This window comes from Marinagarivorans cellulosilyticus, assembly GCF_021655555.1.
Lineage (GTDB): Bacteria > Pseudomonadota > Gammaproteobacteria > Pseudomonadales > Cellvibrionaceae > Marinagarivorans > Marinagarivorans cellulosilyticus.
On the sequence record NZ_AP023086.1, the window covers coordinates 1,907,031 to 1,924,434 of the forward strand.

A 17,404-nucleotide genomic window follows, 5' to 3' on the forward strand; every position below is an offset into this window, starting at 1 on the left:
ACCATGTCAGTGGTGTGTGTACTTAGTCTAGACCAGCATTCCACCCAACGTGGCAGTTTAGGACGGGCTGCATCTTGGGTGACATTTTGTGGCGGTTTATGCCACCGAGTGGGCGAGAAACAGGTTTTCCTTAAAAAATAAGGTACGCATTAATATATTATGAACGTCTCGCATGTTAAGTGTCTGTGTCGAGCCACTATCAAGGATGTTAGGCGGGTAAATTGTCGACTTTCTTGCTGGTGTGTATTCAAGACGCCCAAGCTGTGTCCTGTCCAGTGGGCATTTTTACCGTAAAAAAAATAGGGAATTTGCATGAAATTAATCAAAAACCTTCTGCGCTTAAGTGCAGGTCTTAGTGTTATTGCGATGGCCAATACCGCCTTCGCAGGGACTGTTTATAAACACGAGGTAGCAGAATACTTAGCCAGTAAGGTAGAGGTGCAGCCTGCTCCAGTAGCTGCAAGGCCTACATCTTGGGCCGATCGGCATTCTAGAGTATTTAGTCCTGCGCCACGTATTGTTGGTGGTGGGTCGGCGGATCCGGCCGACTGGCCGTACATTGTATCGCTGGTGCAAAAGGGGGCTAATCCTCTGGATGGTCACTTTTGTGGCGGTAGCTTAATTCGTCCAGATGTTGTTTTAACCGCATCACATTGTGTAGATGGTGCGGGTGTTAATTCGTTCGATGTGTATGTGGGCTCTAATATTTTGTCGGACCCAGGTGCAACCGGAGAAATTATTGGTGTTAAAAAGATAAAAATGCACGAAGATTTTAGCCTCGCTGCTTTATCGAATGATATTGCTCTTATCTTCTTAGAGCGAGCCACCAACCTTCCAACGCTGCCGACTTTATCGAGCGAGCAGATGATGTCGGTCAATGTCGGAGACGCTTTTAAAGTGGCAGGTTGGGGCAATATGGATCCTAACTTTCCTGAGTTTCCAGATTTTTTGCAAGAAGTCGATGTGCAACACATTGACCCAGAAATTTGCAATGAAGCCTACGAGCCTATTTTTGGTCCAGACACAATTAACGAGACGATGATTTGTGCAGGCACTTTTGTTGGCGGTAAAGATTCGTGCCACGGTGATAGCGGTGGCCCGCTTGTTGTCGAGGTAGATGGTGAGCCTCATCAAGTGGGTGTTGTTAGTTTCGGCAATGGTTCATGCGCCGATCCGGGCTTTTTTGGCGTTTACGCCAAAGTCCCTCATTTTGAAGCGTGGATTGCACGTAATTTATCAACAAAAATTATAGATCACCCTGTGCAAGATATTAACTTGCAAGCATGTATTGATAACGCCGCCCAAGCGGCTGGCTGGACTGATATTACAGAGGTAATCAGTTTGCAATGCGATGCCATGGGCATTACTAACCTGCAAGGCATAGAGAGCTACGAAAATATTTTTGAGCTGAGCTTAGGGGATAACCCCATTAGTGATATCACACCTCTCGAAAAGTTAACACAATTACAGTTTCTGAACTTATCTGGAACTCTTGTTGATAGCCTAAATCCATTGGCTCGCCTAACGCAGCTTAGTTTTGTGATGTTGTTTGATATTGAAGGTGTTGATTGCTTAGATGTTAATTCTGGTGTTTTTACTTATGACGATATTGCAAATGCTTGCTTTAATTTTGTAGCCGATATTGTGGTTGAGGACCCAGGCCTTCAGCGTTGTATTACAGGCATGGCAGAGTTTAATGATTGGCTATTGGTGGAGGAGGTCGAAGGCCTTTCTTGTTTTGCACATGATATTCATTCACTAAGTGGTATCGAGCAGCTTAATCATTTGTTCTACATTTTTGCAGACCAAAATCAAATTCAAGACGTTTCTCCTTTGGCGAGTATGCAGCGATTAGAGCTGTTGGTGTTGGAGGGTAACAATATTTCGGATATCAGCGCTTTAGAAGAGTTAACGTCACTTTTTTTATTGGTACTATGGAATAACCAAGTCAGTGATATATCGGCGCTTTCGAATATGACGTCTTTGGTGGTTCTAGACTTAGAAAATAACAACGTCAGTGATATATCTGCCTTGGAAAATCTCGTTAATTTACAAACGATTTTGTTGGTAAATAATCCTGTGACGTGTATGGATGTAAGCGCGCCATTTTCTTACCTAGACATTCCATCAGAATGTTTTGCCCCGCCGGTTGTATTTATTGATACCGACGGCGATGGTTGGTTTGATTTTGAAGATAACTGCCCGAATAAAGCTAATGCCAACCAAAAAGATACTGACGCTGATGGTATCGGAAACCGTTGTGATAGTGATGACGATAATGATGGCTTTAGCGATGCCGAAGAGAACCAAGTGGGCTCCAATCCAAGAAACCCAAATTCTACCCCAATTAGCATTTTAACCGATTGGGATAGCGACGGTTTGCTGGATGAAAACGATAATTGCCCAAATAAAGCTAACGCTAATCAGAAAGACTTTGACCTTGACGGCATGGGCGACGCTTGTGATAGTGATGATGATAATGATGGCTTCACCGACGCTCAAGAAAATAATGCTGGATCGTTACCGCGTAATCCAAATTCGACACCAATGACAGTGATCATTGATTTTGATAATGATGGTATTGTTGATTGGGAGGATAATTGCATGGAAAAAGCTAACGCTAACCAAAAGGACTTTGACCGTGATGGATTAGGGGATGCATGCGACAGCGACGATGACAATGATGGTTTTTCGGATGCGGAAGAAAATAATGCAGGTTCCAAACCTAAAAACCCACAATCTACTCCTATAACAATAATTGATGATTCAGATAGTGATGGCATTCCTAATAGTTGGGATAATTGTGTTGATAAACCCAATGCCAATCAAAAGGATACTGACCAAGATGGTTTGGGTAATGCGTGTGACCGCGATGATGATAATGATGGTTTTTCAGATGTAGAAGAAAAACTAGCCGGTACACATCCCAGGAATCCAGCATCTTTTCCTGCAGGGTAGAAGTCCATTCTCTAAACAACTAAGATGAACCTTAAAAGGCAGCGGTTTCTACCGCTGCCTTTTTTATTTCAGGCGTTCATTTTTCTCGCCATTAAAACACAGGTCTTTTTTGTGGACATTACTGTGGGATATTTAAGTATGCAATATTTGATGTTTTATTGATCTTATGGTCAGAGTAACAATGTGGTGGCCTTTGTGTTTTTTAGCCTGTAAATCCTCATTTTTTGAGTGCTTTTATAGTGGGCGCGTGATTCATCTGGTTACTGGCGCCTAAGCCCGCATATTTTAAAAATAGATGGTATATTTGCCGTCCAACGAATTGATAATAAGTGGCGCGGCAAGCGCTTGTTTTGTTCTTATAATATAAAGAAGCCTGATATGAAAATTTCTAATATTGCATTAGTAGCTGTTTTAGCGGCACCCCTTTTTCAGGGTTGTGCAACGACCAACTCTTCAGACGATACACTTAAAAGTGTATACAACGATAAATTCGCCATTGGGGCTACGGTGAATAACGCGATGCTAGAAGCAAAACGTGACCCTTCCTTAGACGTGGTTAAACAACACTTTTCAGCTATTACTACTGACAACGCATTAAAGTGGGAGGTGATGAACCCCACGCCTGACGAGTTTAAACTTGATATTGTTGATCGCTTTGTTGAATTTGGGGAAAAAAATAATATTCAACTAGTGGGCCACGTATTGTATTGGCATAGCCAAACGCCTGACTGGGTTTTTGAGGATGATAATGGCAACCTACTTACCCGTGAAGCATTATTAAAACGCATGCGTGAAAGGGCTAAATTATTAGCTGCACGTTATGGCGATACTATTAAAATTTGGGATGTTGTAAACGAAGCCGTTAATGATGACGGCACCCTGCGAGAATCGAAATACCATAAAATTATTGGCCCCGATTTTATCGAGCAAGCGTTTCGCATCGCCGCAGAGGAATTTCCTGCCGATTGTAAACTGTTGTATAACGATTACGGTATGGATCGCCTTGGCCGACAGAAAACAGTAGTCGCCATACTGAATGACTTTAAACGCCGAGGTATAAAAATTGACGGCGTTGGCTTGCAAGGACATTGGTCGATGGATCAGCCAAGTTTGCAGGCAATTGATAATGCTTTAACAGCTTATGCTGGTACGGGTGTTCCTATGCATATTACTGAGCTAGATCTCGATTATTTAGGCCGAGAGCATTTTTTTAGTGCAGATGTCGATATGGAAAAGCTCGTAGCGACGCCAGAAAATAATCCTTATCCCGATGGTCAATTTCCCCCGTCTGCTGACGAAGCGCTAGCGCAGAGATACAAAGCCATTTTTGGCTTGTTTTTAAAGCATGCTGATAATATAGATCGGGTAACCTTCTGGGGTGTGAATGATGGCGATTCTTGGTTAAATGGCTGGCCGGTTAAAGGGCGTACGAATTACCCTCTACTGTTTGACCGCAATAATCAGGCAAAACCTGCAGTAGATGTATTGCTAAAGCTCGGCCGAGAAGCTAAGTAACGAGAAGCTAAGTAACGAGAAGCTAATAAATAGTACCGATAAACATTAACTGCGGCCCATATGGTGTAGTAAAAACGCTTTATACTGACCAATCAAGACCGCTATGGCTGTTTATGCTTTAGCGGTTTTTTTACATTTGAAGAGTTAGGCGAGGTTAAATTGCTGAAGCGTTGGTTAAGTTATATCGTTAAAATTTTAAAGGGGGCGCCCCCCAAGCCCGTTGTGTGGTTGCCTGAATGGAGCCATTTTCTCGCGCGTGAAGTCGACTTCTACCGCGCCTTATCGGCTGATGACAAAGCTGTTTTTCATCGTCGCATTATTTTATTTTTACAGTCTACGCGGGTAGAAGCCGGCCAGTTTGTGGTGTCGGATGAAGACCGCTTATTGGTAGCCGCTAGCGCTATTATTCCTGTGTGGGCATTTCCACGCTGGCATTATTTTAATTTATCGGCTGTATTCTTATTGCCGCAAGCCTTTAACGAAAACCTTGAATTTGGCATGCCCGATTCTTGTATAACGGGCATGGTGGGCACCGGTAAGTTAGCCGGTAAGCTCGTTTTAAGCCGGCCAGACTTGTACGCAGGCTTTCGTAATGGCCGGGATAAACACAATGTTGGCATTCACGAATTTGTGCATTTAATCGATATGGCCGATGGTGAGTGTGATGGTTATCCAGAGCGCTTAAAGGCGTTTTCTTTTTCAATCCCTTGGTTTGAATTGGTGAAGCGCAAGGTCGATGAAATTATCGCCGGTGACAGTAATATTCGAGATTACGGTGCAACTAACCGTGCAGAGTTTTTTGCTGTGGCATCCGAGTACTTCTTTGAGCGGCCTAAGTTACTGCAGCGTAAACACCCGCAGCTTTACAGTGCGCTATCGCAGCTTTACCAGCAAGATAGTGCTGCCATAGCGAATGATACTCGCACTTATAAAAATGCACCTTGCCCTTGTGGCAGCGGTAAAAAATATAAACGTTGCTGTATGTCGCAAGATAAATAGCCCTATATGGCAGCTGGTGATCAGCTGCTAGTGAGTTGTGGCGTGCTAAAGAGGGCTAAAGGCGGCACTCATGTTAATATCACGCTTTTTGGTGATGTTAAGCGCATGAAAACCCGTGAAATACTATTGGCCGACGAAAAGCACGTTACGGCGCAGATTAAGACGATGAAAATCAAAGAGCTGGAGCGCCATACTAAGAAATTGTTGGCCTTACTCGGCCAAACTGATTATGACCAGGTAATGGCCGCCGCCATCAAAGCAATTCCGCAATTGGATAGCGCTGGCAATCGCTTTCAAATCCTGCAAGAACTGATCGAGGCTCAGCTTCCTAGTGAATCAACTTCGCAGCAGCAACCGGTGCTGGAAAGAGTGACGGTGCTTATCATGGTTTTAGTCGCTAAAAAGTTCACCAAAATTTTGAAAGAACAAGATTAGTCCTGCCTTCCTTCTCTTTGTGGGCGTCTATAAATGTGCGCTAGTTTACATGGTGTAATAGGGTGTAATCGGCACGACCTCTCTCTTCGCCTATACTGCCCCAGCCACTGATTACAGGGGCTTCAACAGTGGTTTTGGGTTGATAAGGGGAATGCGGTGGAAAACCCTATAGATATTACAGGCGTTCAGAAAGCGCGCTTTTGGTGTATAAAACGGCAGTTAACGGCATTTAAATGGCTGTTACTTCGCCAGCGCAGGAGCGTATACGGGCTTATTGTTGTTCTGGGGTGCTTGGCGCTATGCAGTATTGTATTGTCGAATTAAGATGCGGCTTTTACTCGGCGAGCGTCGGCACGGGCTTGGGGGCTTTTGCGCCGCCGCGAATATCAAATAAGTCGTGGGCTAAGCGCAGTGCGCCGGTTCGCCGTTCTACTACATGATGCAGTGCGGTAATGTCAGGCAGCACGTTTACAACTTGTTTTCGAAAGCGGAATATTTGAATATTGATATGGCTTTCTTGCATGCCCAGCATTCTGACTAATAGCTCTTTTTTTATCCAGCCTTGCTCGCTTTCGATCACGCCTTTTTCTTTATCTTCTAAGCGTTGTCTGGCTAACAGGAGCAAAAGGTAATGGTGGCAGCGCTCGCCAAGGTCAAAATCTTTGGTGCGGCTTTTTAGTGTGAGTGATACATGCTCTTCGTTTTGGCTAACGTAAAAAAGAAACGAAAGATCGTTTAACTGAGTAGGCTGCGCGGAGCAAGTAACATTGCGAGTGCTTAAGGTGGGGCGGGCATCAATATAGCGCCACTGATGATTGCCAGAGCCCACGATATCGCCGGTGTTTAGTACTTGATGCGTGCCGTCTAGCTCTAGCACCCACTGTTCGCTTGATTTAAAAATAACAAAATCAGGTTCGTTTTCTGAGGGAAGTGCACAGATGTCAACCAGCTCGATACGCGGCAGGTGAGCCATCATAGGGGCCAAAAAGCAGCGCGGCTCGGTGAGGTCGTTAACCTGCCAAATATCGGCGTCGGCACTGCCAAAGCGAATTTCATCGCCAATACTTAGCGGTATATATTCCCCTGCGGTAATACGTTTGGGGCCAATGAAGGTACCGTTACTACTGGTATCTTTAATTTTCCATTGCTCGCCTTCCCACATAATAGTGGCGTGGGTGCGAGAGACGTCAGGGCTAAGAATTTGAGTGGTACTGGTATCGGGCTGGCGGCCAAAAATATGGTGTGCCTGCAGTGATATTTTTTGTTGGTTTTTTAAATTGATGAGACTAGCCATGATTTTTCGCTATTGTTTTGGTTAATGCCCACCATGGCAATAGTAAATGGGGCGCTTCCCTCAACGGTTCGCTGTGCGTCGAAAGCAAAGCGAAGGACGATAATACAATATTGGCAGGCTATGCGTAACGCGCGCCTTCAAAGGGGGCGTGCACCTAGCGTGTAAAATGTGCTTTACGCTTTAGCGAATGGCCCGCAATTGTGTCGCAGGTATTCGCTAAAGCGCAAAGCAACACATAATGTGCCGCATATTACTGGCAGTCTTATAGTTTTGGTTGCGGTGCTGCCCGTTAGCTTAGCATGGGTAGTGATTTTTGCTTGGCAAATTCTAAAAGTGTGCGCCGCAACTGCGGCTTGCGTAACGCTTGTGCCACACGCAGCTGCTGAATTTTACCTAAATTTTCTGATTGCGGCGCGTTTAACCGAGCAAGTATTGCCGATGCGGCGCGCGCGCCTGTTTCCGCGGCGCCTTCCATAAAGCCTTGAAAGGCTTCTGATGTGTGTTCGCCGCAAAACTGTAGGCTGCCGTCATTATCTTCGTATGGCATATTGGCAGCGAGATCAACATCGCCAGCTTTTATCGCCATGTAACTACCTAGCGACCATTTATGAATCGGCCATAGCATGCGTGCAGAATTACCCAAATAGCCTTCTTTAACACCAGGGTACACGGCATCTAGCGGCGTTAATAAGCTATGCCATTGTTCTTCTGCGGTGCCTTCGCCAACGCTAAAGCCGGCATTGCCGCCGACAAAGTTTGTCCACAAACCCTGCGTACCTTCTTGCCCACGCGAGGTGTCCCACAGGTTGTGAATATCGCGCTCAAGTGTTGTTTTTTGATCAATAACCAGTGAACCATCGTGGCCTTTAGAGCGCCAAGGCTTACGCGATTTAAACTGCCCCATCAGTTTGGCGTTGGTGCCGTAAGTAATGGTGTTAATAATATCGATATTGCTTTGGCGTAAAGTGCCGGCTGCAATTTTTACTTTGCGCAGTGTCGAAAAGGGCAATGCTAATACAATGTGCGGCGCTTTTACTTTAAGCGTATTGCCGTGGGCTGTTTTGAAGGACGCAATATAGTGGTCGTCTTTTCGCGCCAGCGCCACCAGCTCGTGTTCGGTGTGTATGCTTTCACCCAAGCGTTTGGTCATTTCTCGAGCGGGGCCTTCATTGCCATCGTGAAAGCGCATAATTTCGTCGGAGTCGCCAAAGGGTTTGAATTCTTGCTTGTCGCCTTTGCCCTCAATGTAAGAAACACATGCGCCATTACGCCCGCATGGGTAAAGGTCCAGCAAGTTAAAGACCGAAAGCTGTTCCATCTCTAAACCGAATTCACCTACAAAGGCAAAGTGAAGCACCTTCATTAGGGTATCGCTGGCGCCGTTATTTTGTAAAAATTGGATAAGTGTTGTTTGGCTATCTATTTCTTTTCTGCGTGTATTCACATCGCAATCGGAACCGTTGTTTTCAAGTTCGGCTAGCTCTAGGTTTATTTTGCGTATGGCTTGGTCAATAGGTTTGAATGCTTCAATAATTTGCTTTTGGGTTAAAAACTTGCCGCCGATATTATATTGGTAGCCGTAGGCAATATTTTTAGGCAGTGAGTTGGGCAGGTTGTCTAGTTGAAGGTCAAACTCTTTTGCAAAGTGCTGCATAACTACATGATCGGTGTCTATTAGCTCGCCGCCAAGTTCGGCAACTTGATCGCCTTCAAAGTAGCCTTTTTCTGTCGAAAATGTTCTACCGCCGGTGCGCTTAGAGGCTTCATACAGCGCGACGTTAACGCCAGACTCTTTTAAACGATAGCTACAGTGCACACCAGCAAGGCCGGCTCCAACAACAATAACTTCTAACTCGCTACTTGGGTTATAGCTGGATCGCTCTGCTGATAATGTCGGTGTGGCGGCATTACAACCGGCGAGTGTTGCGGCGCTGGCAATCGCCGATAAACGCAATAGTTCACGGCGGCGGGCATATATTGGATCTAGCTTAGCGCTAAGGGCTTGGTCGCGTTGGTGGTGATGTAGCATTTGCTTTAGCTGAGAAAAAAAAGGGCTGCGTGCCATGGGTTTTCCTATTGTGTTAATTGCAGGTGCGCAGTGATAGCCCGCACAGTTTTTGTTTTAATCGAACTTTATGCCGGTCAGGGCGTTTTCTAACTGGCTGCGCTGGTGCGATGCCAAAGCCAGTGAAGCGGTATCGGCAAGCGACGCCGCTAAAGAGAATTCATCTTCCGTCCATTTGCGCATGGTGCCGATATGCTCGTGGCATAAAACCCCGTACATTCGACCGCCAACCCAAATTGGCGCATCTAACATGCTAGATATGCCTAACGATGAGCAGTAATCCAATAGTTCACGCGTTGAGCTATGGAAAAAAACATCGTCGGCGGCAATGGCAAGTTCGGCGTTAAGGGCTTCGAAATACGAGGGGTAATGCTGGGCTTCTAAAATGCCACCACTGGAATGAGTGTTGTATTGGCGTTCGAATAAATCTAAGCAACGAATACTTTGCCTATCTTCGGCGAGTGTCCAAATACTTACGCGAGCAGAGTCTAATATCTCGGCGGCCGAACATGTGATGTCGCGCAGTGAATCGGTCAGTTGGCCCCCGCGGTTTTTACGTAAGCGCAAGACCAAGGCGTTCATCGCATCGCGGCGGCGACTTTGTAGCGACTGTTGCTGGCGTAGGCGTGCAAGGTCGGCCTGTACGCTGGCAAGATTGCTCCAGTCTTCTGGGCGTGAGTATTGCCCACTGGTATTGTTGCCCGAACTTGTGTGGCTTTGTGATCGGTGAGAATGCGCTGTGTGTGCGCTACTCGATGAGGGCGCAGTTTGTTGTGAGCATTGCGAAGCTTGCGAGCGCGATGCCGATGGCTGCGGTTCGTAATGGGGTGTTGATGAGTGGCTATATTGTGATGGCGGCGTGCCTGATACAACCGTTGGGTTATTCGCTTCTGTATTTGGCGGCGCAGTTAAATCATTAACGTCAATACTCGATAGTAAATCGGCAATGTTAGCGGCATTGCCCAGTCGAGTTTGCGGGTTTTTTTCTAGGACTTGGCTGAGTAAATCGCCTAGCGGGTGGGCTTGCAACCATGCGGGCATGGGAACGGGTTGATCGGACATTTGTTCAAAGAACAATTTAGCAATAGTTTCTCCTGCCATTACACGCCGCCCTTGCAAGCACTCTAAAAAAATTAAACCCCAAGAGTATAAATCGGAGGCCGGCGTTAGTGCTTTGCCGTGCAAGTGTTCTGGCGAGGTATAGGCATAGGTGCCCACAAAGCTCTTGGTGGCCGTAATGCGGCTAAGGTCGTTTGCCGCCTCGCCGAATAATGTGGATATACCAAAGTCCAAAAGCTTCACATGAAAGCCGCGGCGGGTTTGCGAAATCATGATATTGTCGGGCTTTAAATCGCGGTGTAAAACGCCGTGGTCATGTGCGCAGGCCAAAGCATCCAAGACTTGCAGCATTAAATCTTTGGCTTGGGCGGGACTAAGTTGACCATTTTCGCAGGGTAACTTGTGTAGCGTATGGCCTGGGACAAATTCAAAGACGGTGAACATGCCTTCGTCTTGTTCGTGCCCCGAGTCTATTAAACGTACAATATTGGGGTGGCTAAACTTTGCGCATAGTCGCATTTCACGGCGGAAGCGTTCGACAATGCTTTGGTTATCGGCTTCGTTGCCAGGTTTCATCACTTTAATCGCGACATCTTGGCCGGTACTCAGCTGAGTGGCCTTATAGACAGAGCCAAACCCACCTTGCCCCAATAATGAATTTATTTTGTACTTTGCGGCAAATTCGTGTGATGAAAAAAGCGAATCTGAAAAAGAATAATTACCAGCCACGAGAGCTCCTATTAAGGCTATACCGTTTAGCCACGAACCCGCTTATAAAGTCGACGCCTTGTACGAAAACTCTGCTGTACGCGTGCAAAGTTTATCTATCATCCTTGTGTTGTGTAGAGCACATATGCTCGCCGCGAGAGTGATATGTTAATTCCTTTAAAACCAAGAGGTCGCTATCAAACAGGTCATTTATTGTGATTGTAAATCTGTTAGCTGGCCATCATAGAATGGTAGCGCCGATATTTGTTAGGGCATTTCAAACGCACGTTTAATTTAATGCGCTAAATGAATGCGAAAAATGCGTTAACAAAAAGTTTGGCCGGTACTATAACCAGTGTCATAAATGGCATCAATAAGGTAGGCGTAAGTTTAAGCCTTGTAGCTCGCAAATTTAATGCTCACGTGTGGAGGCGTTAAATTTGTTTGACGTCAATATCCTTATTGAGGGGCTCAATGCAACTGATAAAACATGCTTGTTTAAAAATTATTCAGTTGATAAGAGATCCTTGCTGAGTAAACATTCTACGGTGTCTTTGCTGTAATTCCATTACACATCATTACACCTAATAATGCCGCCTAATGCATTCGTTATATTTTGGCTGCGTCACCAATGTGGTGCGCAAGACCAGTTGTTGCATTAATCCTCTTATTTATTAATCTTTGAATAGAGGAAGTTGTGCAGCGGTAATGTGGTCAAAGTTTAAGCCGATAAATTGTAAGACGCTGTCGGCAACAGGTTTAAGCTGGCGCTCTACATATTCGTTGTACGCAATGGTGCCTTGTAAGTTAAGTTCTGCTGCCTCTTCATCTACCGGTTCTGGGCCTGTAGTGGTCAATATATAGCTGATCCAATCGCCCCGCCTTTTGTGTATGCCTTGGCCCTGCAAGCGCTTAGCGGCTTGTACGTGCGGTGGAATGTTTTTGTGGTAATCGTCAATGTTGCGACGAAGGCGCTTGCGATATATGAGATCGCGGTTGCATTTACCCGCGAGCACAGCTTGGGTTGTTTCCTGAATAAACCCTTCTACGCGGGTATCTTCAAAAACCAGTTGGTAAAGCTTTTCTTGAAACTTTTTGGCCAGCGGTGTCCAGTCTGTTCTTACGCTTTCCAACCCCTTAAAGACCAATTGTTCTTCATCATTTTTACGAATAATACCTGCATAGCGCTTTTTGCTGCCAAGTGTAGAATTACGAATAGTCGGCATTAAAAATTTTAAATAATGTGTTTCAAATTCAACTTCAAGTGCACAGCTTATTTCGTAATCATTACGTAGCTTTTGCTGCCAGTTCTTATTTAGGTGGTCAGCAAGATTATGGCCGATACTTAAGGATTCATCCTCACTTTTTTGGTTGCCGATCCAAACAAAAACAGAGTCTGTGTCGCCATAAATAACTTGATGGCCTAGCGATTCTATCCAATCTTTTGTTTGCTGAATAATTTGGTGGCCACGTAAAGTGATTGAGCTGCAAACCCTTGGGTCGAAAAAGCGGCAGCCAGTAGAGCCCAGCACGCCATAAAACGAATTCATTATAATTTTAATGGCTTGCGATAGCGGCTGATTTTTGTGCTTTTTGGCTTCGTCCCGCGCTTGCCATAAATCTTCAATAATCTTGGGGAGTAAATGTTCTGTTTTAGAAAAAATGGCTTTATTAAAGCCAGGGATTAACTCGTCTTGGGCCGGGTCGGTATGCTGGGCGTACCAGTAACTGTAAGGGTCGATGCAAAAGGTGCGAATAATACTAGGATATAGGCTTTTAAAATCTAATACCAAAATGTTTTGGTATATACCCGGCTTAGAGTTAAGCACATAACCGCCTGGGCTAATAATGCTCGATTGAAGCTCGCCTAAGTTAGGCGCAATATAGCCCTTACGATGAAGCTGAGGTAAATAAGCAAATTCAAACGAGGCAACCGAGCCTCCCATTCTGTCCATGGCTAGCCCTGTAAGCTGGCTGCGGGCAATTGAAAATTCCAATAATTTTGTTTCACCAAAGATAGACCATACCAATTTGCAGTCGTGCAAATTGTAAGCACTTAACGCTTTGGGGTTATTGATATATAGGTGGGTAATTTCATCACCACGATGCTGGGCTTGAATTAACTTATTGTCATTAACCACAATTTTGGCAACGTCATTAAGCTTAAAACTTGGGAAGTTATAGGTTGCTGATTTTAAAACATCAATACCATCGAGCGCGACCCGACCAGGAAGGCTAAGGTAAAAGCGGCGATTATCTTTATCCTCTCGCCATTTTAAGGGAGTTTTTCCGCGCGTTATAGCGAGCGGTATCTTGTGTTTTTGACATAAGTTATCGAGTACTTTTAAATCGAACTGAATAACATTCCACCCCATCAAAATATCGGGGTCATACTCTTGTAACCATTGGAAAAAACGCTGTAGGCATTCCTTTTGTGTCGTGCAGTTAATCACCGTGGCAGTTTGCGAGGGGGCTGCTTCCATCAATTCGCGCTGCGTTTGTATCGACCATTGTTCATTGTGCACAATAAAGATAAAACTAACTTCTGGATTGTATGCCGCTATCGAGTACAGCGTATTGGCATCCATTGTGGTTTCTATATCAATGGAAATGCTGCGTAGCTGCGGCCGATAACGGCTAGGGCTTAAGCGAGGGTTTTTAACGAGCGCATGGCCTTTTCTTGCAATTGTCTGGCCAGAAATACTCAGCCCGCCGGTTATAAAGCGTTCCATTAAATACCGTTCTGGCGGCCGAATATCGGCTTCCCATACTGCAATGTTACTTTGATTCAAGCGGGCTTCGGCGTCGCGGGCTGTGTGATAGCTTAAAAAGTACAGCGGACAGGTCAGTTCATTGCGGTAGTTTTTAAAAAGCTTTGTGCCAATGCGGTATTGGCGTGGATTAAGTTGCAGGGCGATTGCAGGAAGATCTTCTTGCCGTACAAAAATCACGGCTTCTTGATGCTCTATTTCTATGCAAATTGGGCCGTTATCACTCGAACACCAAAATTCGAGCGTAATGCCGTTAGCGGTTTCATGCCATTGCTTGGTTAGGAGAAAAGCGTCGATCAAGGGTTTGTGCTCTGGTTGAGGTGGCCGCATGTTACCACCAGATCGAACCGGTTATTAGCTACCCGGCGCTATCAATAGTCTTTTGCAATAAAAAGTACCTTAAACAGCCATAGTTTTGTCACAGTTTGGCGATAGCTTCTAGCCGTTTTTCTCTACTACCGTTATTGAAAAGGAATATCTATGTCGATGGTTAAAAATTACGGTTTTGGTGCCGTGTTGTTAAGTTCTACGGTTTTTCTGGTTGCTTGTAACGATTCTGATAATAATAGAGCGGCAAGTTCGGCGGAAAGTTCTTCTGTGGCTGCGCCGGTACAGCTGACGCTACGGGTGATGGAAACCTCCGATTTACATGCCAATGTTATGAATTATAACTACTACCAGAATAGGCCGGATGACTCTGTGGGGTTGGTCAAGACTGCAACCTTAATTCAGCAGGCGCATGATGCTGTAGACAACAGTGTATTGGTTGATAATGGTGATTTAATTCAAGGCAGCCCGCTTGGGGATTATTTTGCTAAGGTAAGTGGTTTATCTACCGGTGTAATTCACCCTATTTTTAAAGCGATGAACCAACTAGATTACGATGTGGCGAATATTGGTAATCACGAATTCAACTACGGCTTGAGCTTTTTAGACGAGGCCATTGATGACGCTAACTTCCCGTATATATCGAGTAATGTGTTTATTGATGACGGTGATAATAATGCGGATAACGACGAGCCCTATTTTTTACCCTATTTGCTTCAAGAAAAAACCGTTATAGATCAAGCAGGGGCTTCGCATACCTTACGCATTGGTTATTTGGGGTTTGTACCGCCACAAATTATGCAGTGGGATCAGGCGAACTTAACCGGAAAGGTTATTGCTAAAGATATGGTAGCAATGGCGCAGCGTTACGTGCCAGAGCTTCAAGCGCAAGGCGCTGATATTATTATTGCGATAGCGCATTCGGGCTTAGTGACGGCAACTGCAAAAGGCTTAGACGAAAACGCAAGTTATTATCTCGCGGGAGTTGATGGTATCGATGCCATTATGTTTGGGCATGCTCATCGCAACTTTCCTGGCGATGCCGGATATGAAGGGCTTGAGGCCGTCGATAATATTAAAGGGACTATTCGAGGTGTAGCTGCTGTAATGCCGGGCTATTGGGGTAAATACCTCGGTTATATTGACCTGAGTTTAGAATATGCAGCTCCAACAGGGTGGCGCGTTAAAGATAGCCAATCTGTATTGCTACCCATATCATCAACAAATGAAGACCGTTCGATAACATCTCTAGTGGATTCGCACCCTGGAATTGTTGAAGCAGTTGCTGATGATCATACAATTGTTGCCGATTGGGTAAGTCAGCCTTTTGCAAAAATAACGGCGCCCATTAATAGTTTTTTTGCACTTGTGCAAGATGACCCTTCGATTCAAATCGTAACGGATGCGCAGAAATGGTATGTCGAGAATATTGTTAAGGGCACAGATTACGATGGTCTGCCGATTTTATCTGTAGGGGCACCTTTTCGAGCTGGCCGAGGCGGCCCGGATGATTACACTAATTTGGCGGCAGGTGACGTTGCTTACGGTAATGTTGCTGACCTTTATATTTACCCTAATACACTAAAGGTACTAATGCTAAGCGGAGCCCAAGTTAAAGAGTGGCTAGAAATGTCTGCTGGGCAGTTTAATGCACTGACTATTGGCGGTGTGGATCAGCCATTAATTAACGAAGATTTCCCGAGTTATAATTTTGATGTGATCGATGGCGTAACTTACCAGTTAGATTTGTCTGTGCCACCAAAGTACAGCGTGGCGGGTGAGCTTGCCAATGCCGATAGTCAGCGTATTAAAAATTTACATTACCAAGGGCAACCCGTTGCTGATGAACAAATGTTTTTGGTTGCGTCTAATAATTATCGTGCATCAGGTGGCGGTAATTTCCCGGGTATTACTGCGGATAAAATCGTAATCGATGCTCCTGATGAAAACCGACAAGCTGTTGCCGACTATTTAGTTGTAAAAACTCAGCAAAACCCCGAAAGTGGATTTGACCCTTCAGCAGATAAAAATTGGCGCTTTGTTGCCTTGCCAGGTACCAGTGCGTTATTTTGGGGGAGTGCTGGTGATGCCGCTAGAAGCTTTGCCGCAAGTAATGCGGCTATAGAATACGTTAGTCAAAATGATGAAGGCTTTGGTGTTTATCGCATCAATTTTGATGACTAATCGGCAGCAGGCTCACGCAGTTTTAGTGATGGAAAGCTGAACAATAAAAAGCCCGCCCTGATAGCTAAGGCGGGCTTTTTTTATTCTAGAAACCGCAGTTGAGAGTCAAAAAGATGCGTATTCCTTTGGTGTGCATGGCGTGTAGCAAAAATGTGTAGTAACCCCCATGGACAAGGGAAATGCAGATCACGCATGGGGCATGGATGCTCTTTATTAGACATTGCAGGAGATGTAATAAAGCGGCCCAAGCGTTTGTTTCGCTACAGTGTGAACAAACATGGCTCTCTGGGTGTAATACCAAATGTAAAATAGAGCGGTTGATATTGCTCGTTTCTGACTATGCCTGTAGGCAAAATCACATGTCGCGTGTACCGTTAATGCGCGCGCATCGATCTGCAAAAAAACATTGGCTGACGCTCCACCAAACGCTAAAAGCCACCCGCGCCTTGCGAAGGTGGAGGGTTCACCTGATCAAAAATAACCACAGCGTTTAAAGCCCGCCCGGGACTAAACTAGAGGCGCGCAGCCGGTATCTGCGGTAATTGGGCTTGCGTGCTCTTCGCCACAAACGCCACTAAGACTAAAGCTTAGCGGCCCTACGATAGCTAGGCTTTAACAGGCTCAACCATGCGTTGGTTTCAGCTTGTTACTGCTTCGCCGTTTACTTTTTTGCGAATATTACGTATCGCGGTGGGCGCCAGCAAAACGTGTGCTCGCGCTTAGTGCGGCGAGCAAGCTCAATACGCTCAATAAACTATTATTTATGTGTTAAGTACCTATAGGGGTTCGTGCCCAAAATTAGTGCGCTCCTAATTCAGTCCCTCTGAAGGTAAGCATCTTTACATGGGTCTTCTGTTTCGACGCGCCATTTTAGGTGAGTTTGTAGTGCTGAAGAAACTAGAGAAATGGGTAATATTACCCGAAATTCTGTTAAATATTTGCGCGATAATCTAGCTGAAAAATGTTCTAGTTCCACGCTAAATTCACCGTTGAAGATGTAATGAGGTGTAATTTCAATGGCGAGTAATTTGGGTAATAATACCGGCCGTCTATGGCCTTTATTCATTGCTTATGCAGAAGCTTAAGCGA

General features: G+C 45.2%; 9 protein-coding genes. 5 read left to right on the plus strand and 4 right to left on the minus strand.

What is annotated here, in order from left to right:
* Positions 1-312 precede the first annotated feature (312 nt).
* The 4 genes from MARGE09_RS07580 to MARGE09_RS07595 all read left to right on the plus strand — a co-directional run bounded on the left by MARGE09_RS07580 (position 313) and on the right by MARGE09_RS07595 (position 5,907).
* A complete protein-coding gene (locus MARGE09_RS07580) occupies positions 313-2,958 on the plus strand; it encodes a trypsin-like serine protease (protein WP_236986732.1) in 2,646 nt (881 codons plus the stop codon).
* Positions 2,959-3,336: 378 nt separating this feature from the next.
* Positions 3,337-4,473, plus strand: coding sequence for an endo-1,4-beta-xylanase (locus MARGE09_RS07585; protein ID WP_236986733.1), 1,137 nt, complete (start codon positions 3,337-3,339; stop codon positions 4,471-4,473).
* A 159-nt stretch (positions 4,474-4,632) separates the two neighbouring features.
* Entirely contained in the window at positions 4,633-5,472 is an 840-nt protein-coding gene (locus tag MARGE09_RS07590) for a M90 family metallopeptidase (protein WP_236986734.1), read from the plus strand.
* Between the two features lie 6 nt (positions 5,473-5,478).
* Positions 5,479-5,907 carry a hypothetical protein gene (locus MARGE09_RS07595; RefSeq protein ID WP_236986735.1) on the plus strand — a complete coding sequence of 143 codons (429 nt, stop codon included), beginning with the start codon at positions 5,479-5,481 and terminating at the stop codon, positions 5,905-5,907.
* Positions 5,908-6,241: 334 nt separating this feature from the next.
* Here the strand turns inward: MARGE09_RS07595 and MARGE09_RS07600 are convergent, their stop codons facing one another.
* The 4 genes from MARGE09_RS07600 to MARGE09_RS07615 all read right to left on the minus strand — a co-directional run bounded on the left by MARGE09_RS07600 (position 6,242) and on the right by MARGE09_RS07615 (position 14,134).
* Positions 6,242-7,201 carry an FHA domain-containing protein gene (locus MARGE09_RS07600; RefSeq protein WP_236986736.1) on the minus strand — a complete coding sequence of 320 codons (960 nt, stop codon included), beginning with the start codon at positions 7,199-7,201 and terminating at the stop codon, positions 6,242-6,244.
* A 289-nt stretch (positions 7,202-7,490) separates the two neighbouring features.
* On the minus strand, positions 7,491-9,266 hold the full coding sequence (locus MARGE09_RS07605; RefSeq protein ID WP_236986737.1) for a flavin monoamine oxidase family protein: 1,776 nt from the start codon (positions 9,264-9,266) through the stop codon (positions 7,491-7,493).
* A 57-nt stretch (positions 9,267-9,323) separates the two neighbouring features.
* Complete coding sequence (locus tag MARGE09_RS07610) at positions 9,324-11,054, minus strand: GAF domain-containing serine/threonine-protein kinase (RefSeq protein ID WP_236986738.1); 1,731 nt, start codon at positions 11,052-11,054, stop codon at positions 9,324-9,326.
* A 653-nt stretch (positions 11,055-11,707) separates the two neighbouring features.
* Entirely contained in the window at positions 11,708-14,134 is a 2,427-nt protein-coding gene (locus MARGE09_RS07615; RefSeq protein WP_236986739.1) for a DNA polymerase II, read from the minus strand.
* A gap of 150 nt (positions 14,135-14,284) precedes the next feature.
* Here MARGE09_RS07615 and MARGE09_RS07620 point away from each other — a divergent pair, with 150 nt between their 5' ends.
* Positions 14,285-16,315, plus strand: coding sequence for a bifunctional 2',3'-cyclic-nucleotide 2'-phosphodiesterase/3'-nucleotidase (locus MARGE09_RS07620; protein WP_236986740.1), 2,031 nt, complete (start codon positions 14,285-14,287; stop codon positions 16,313-16,315).
* The last annotated feature ends 1,089 nt before the right edge of the window (positions 16,316-17,404 follow it).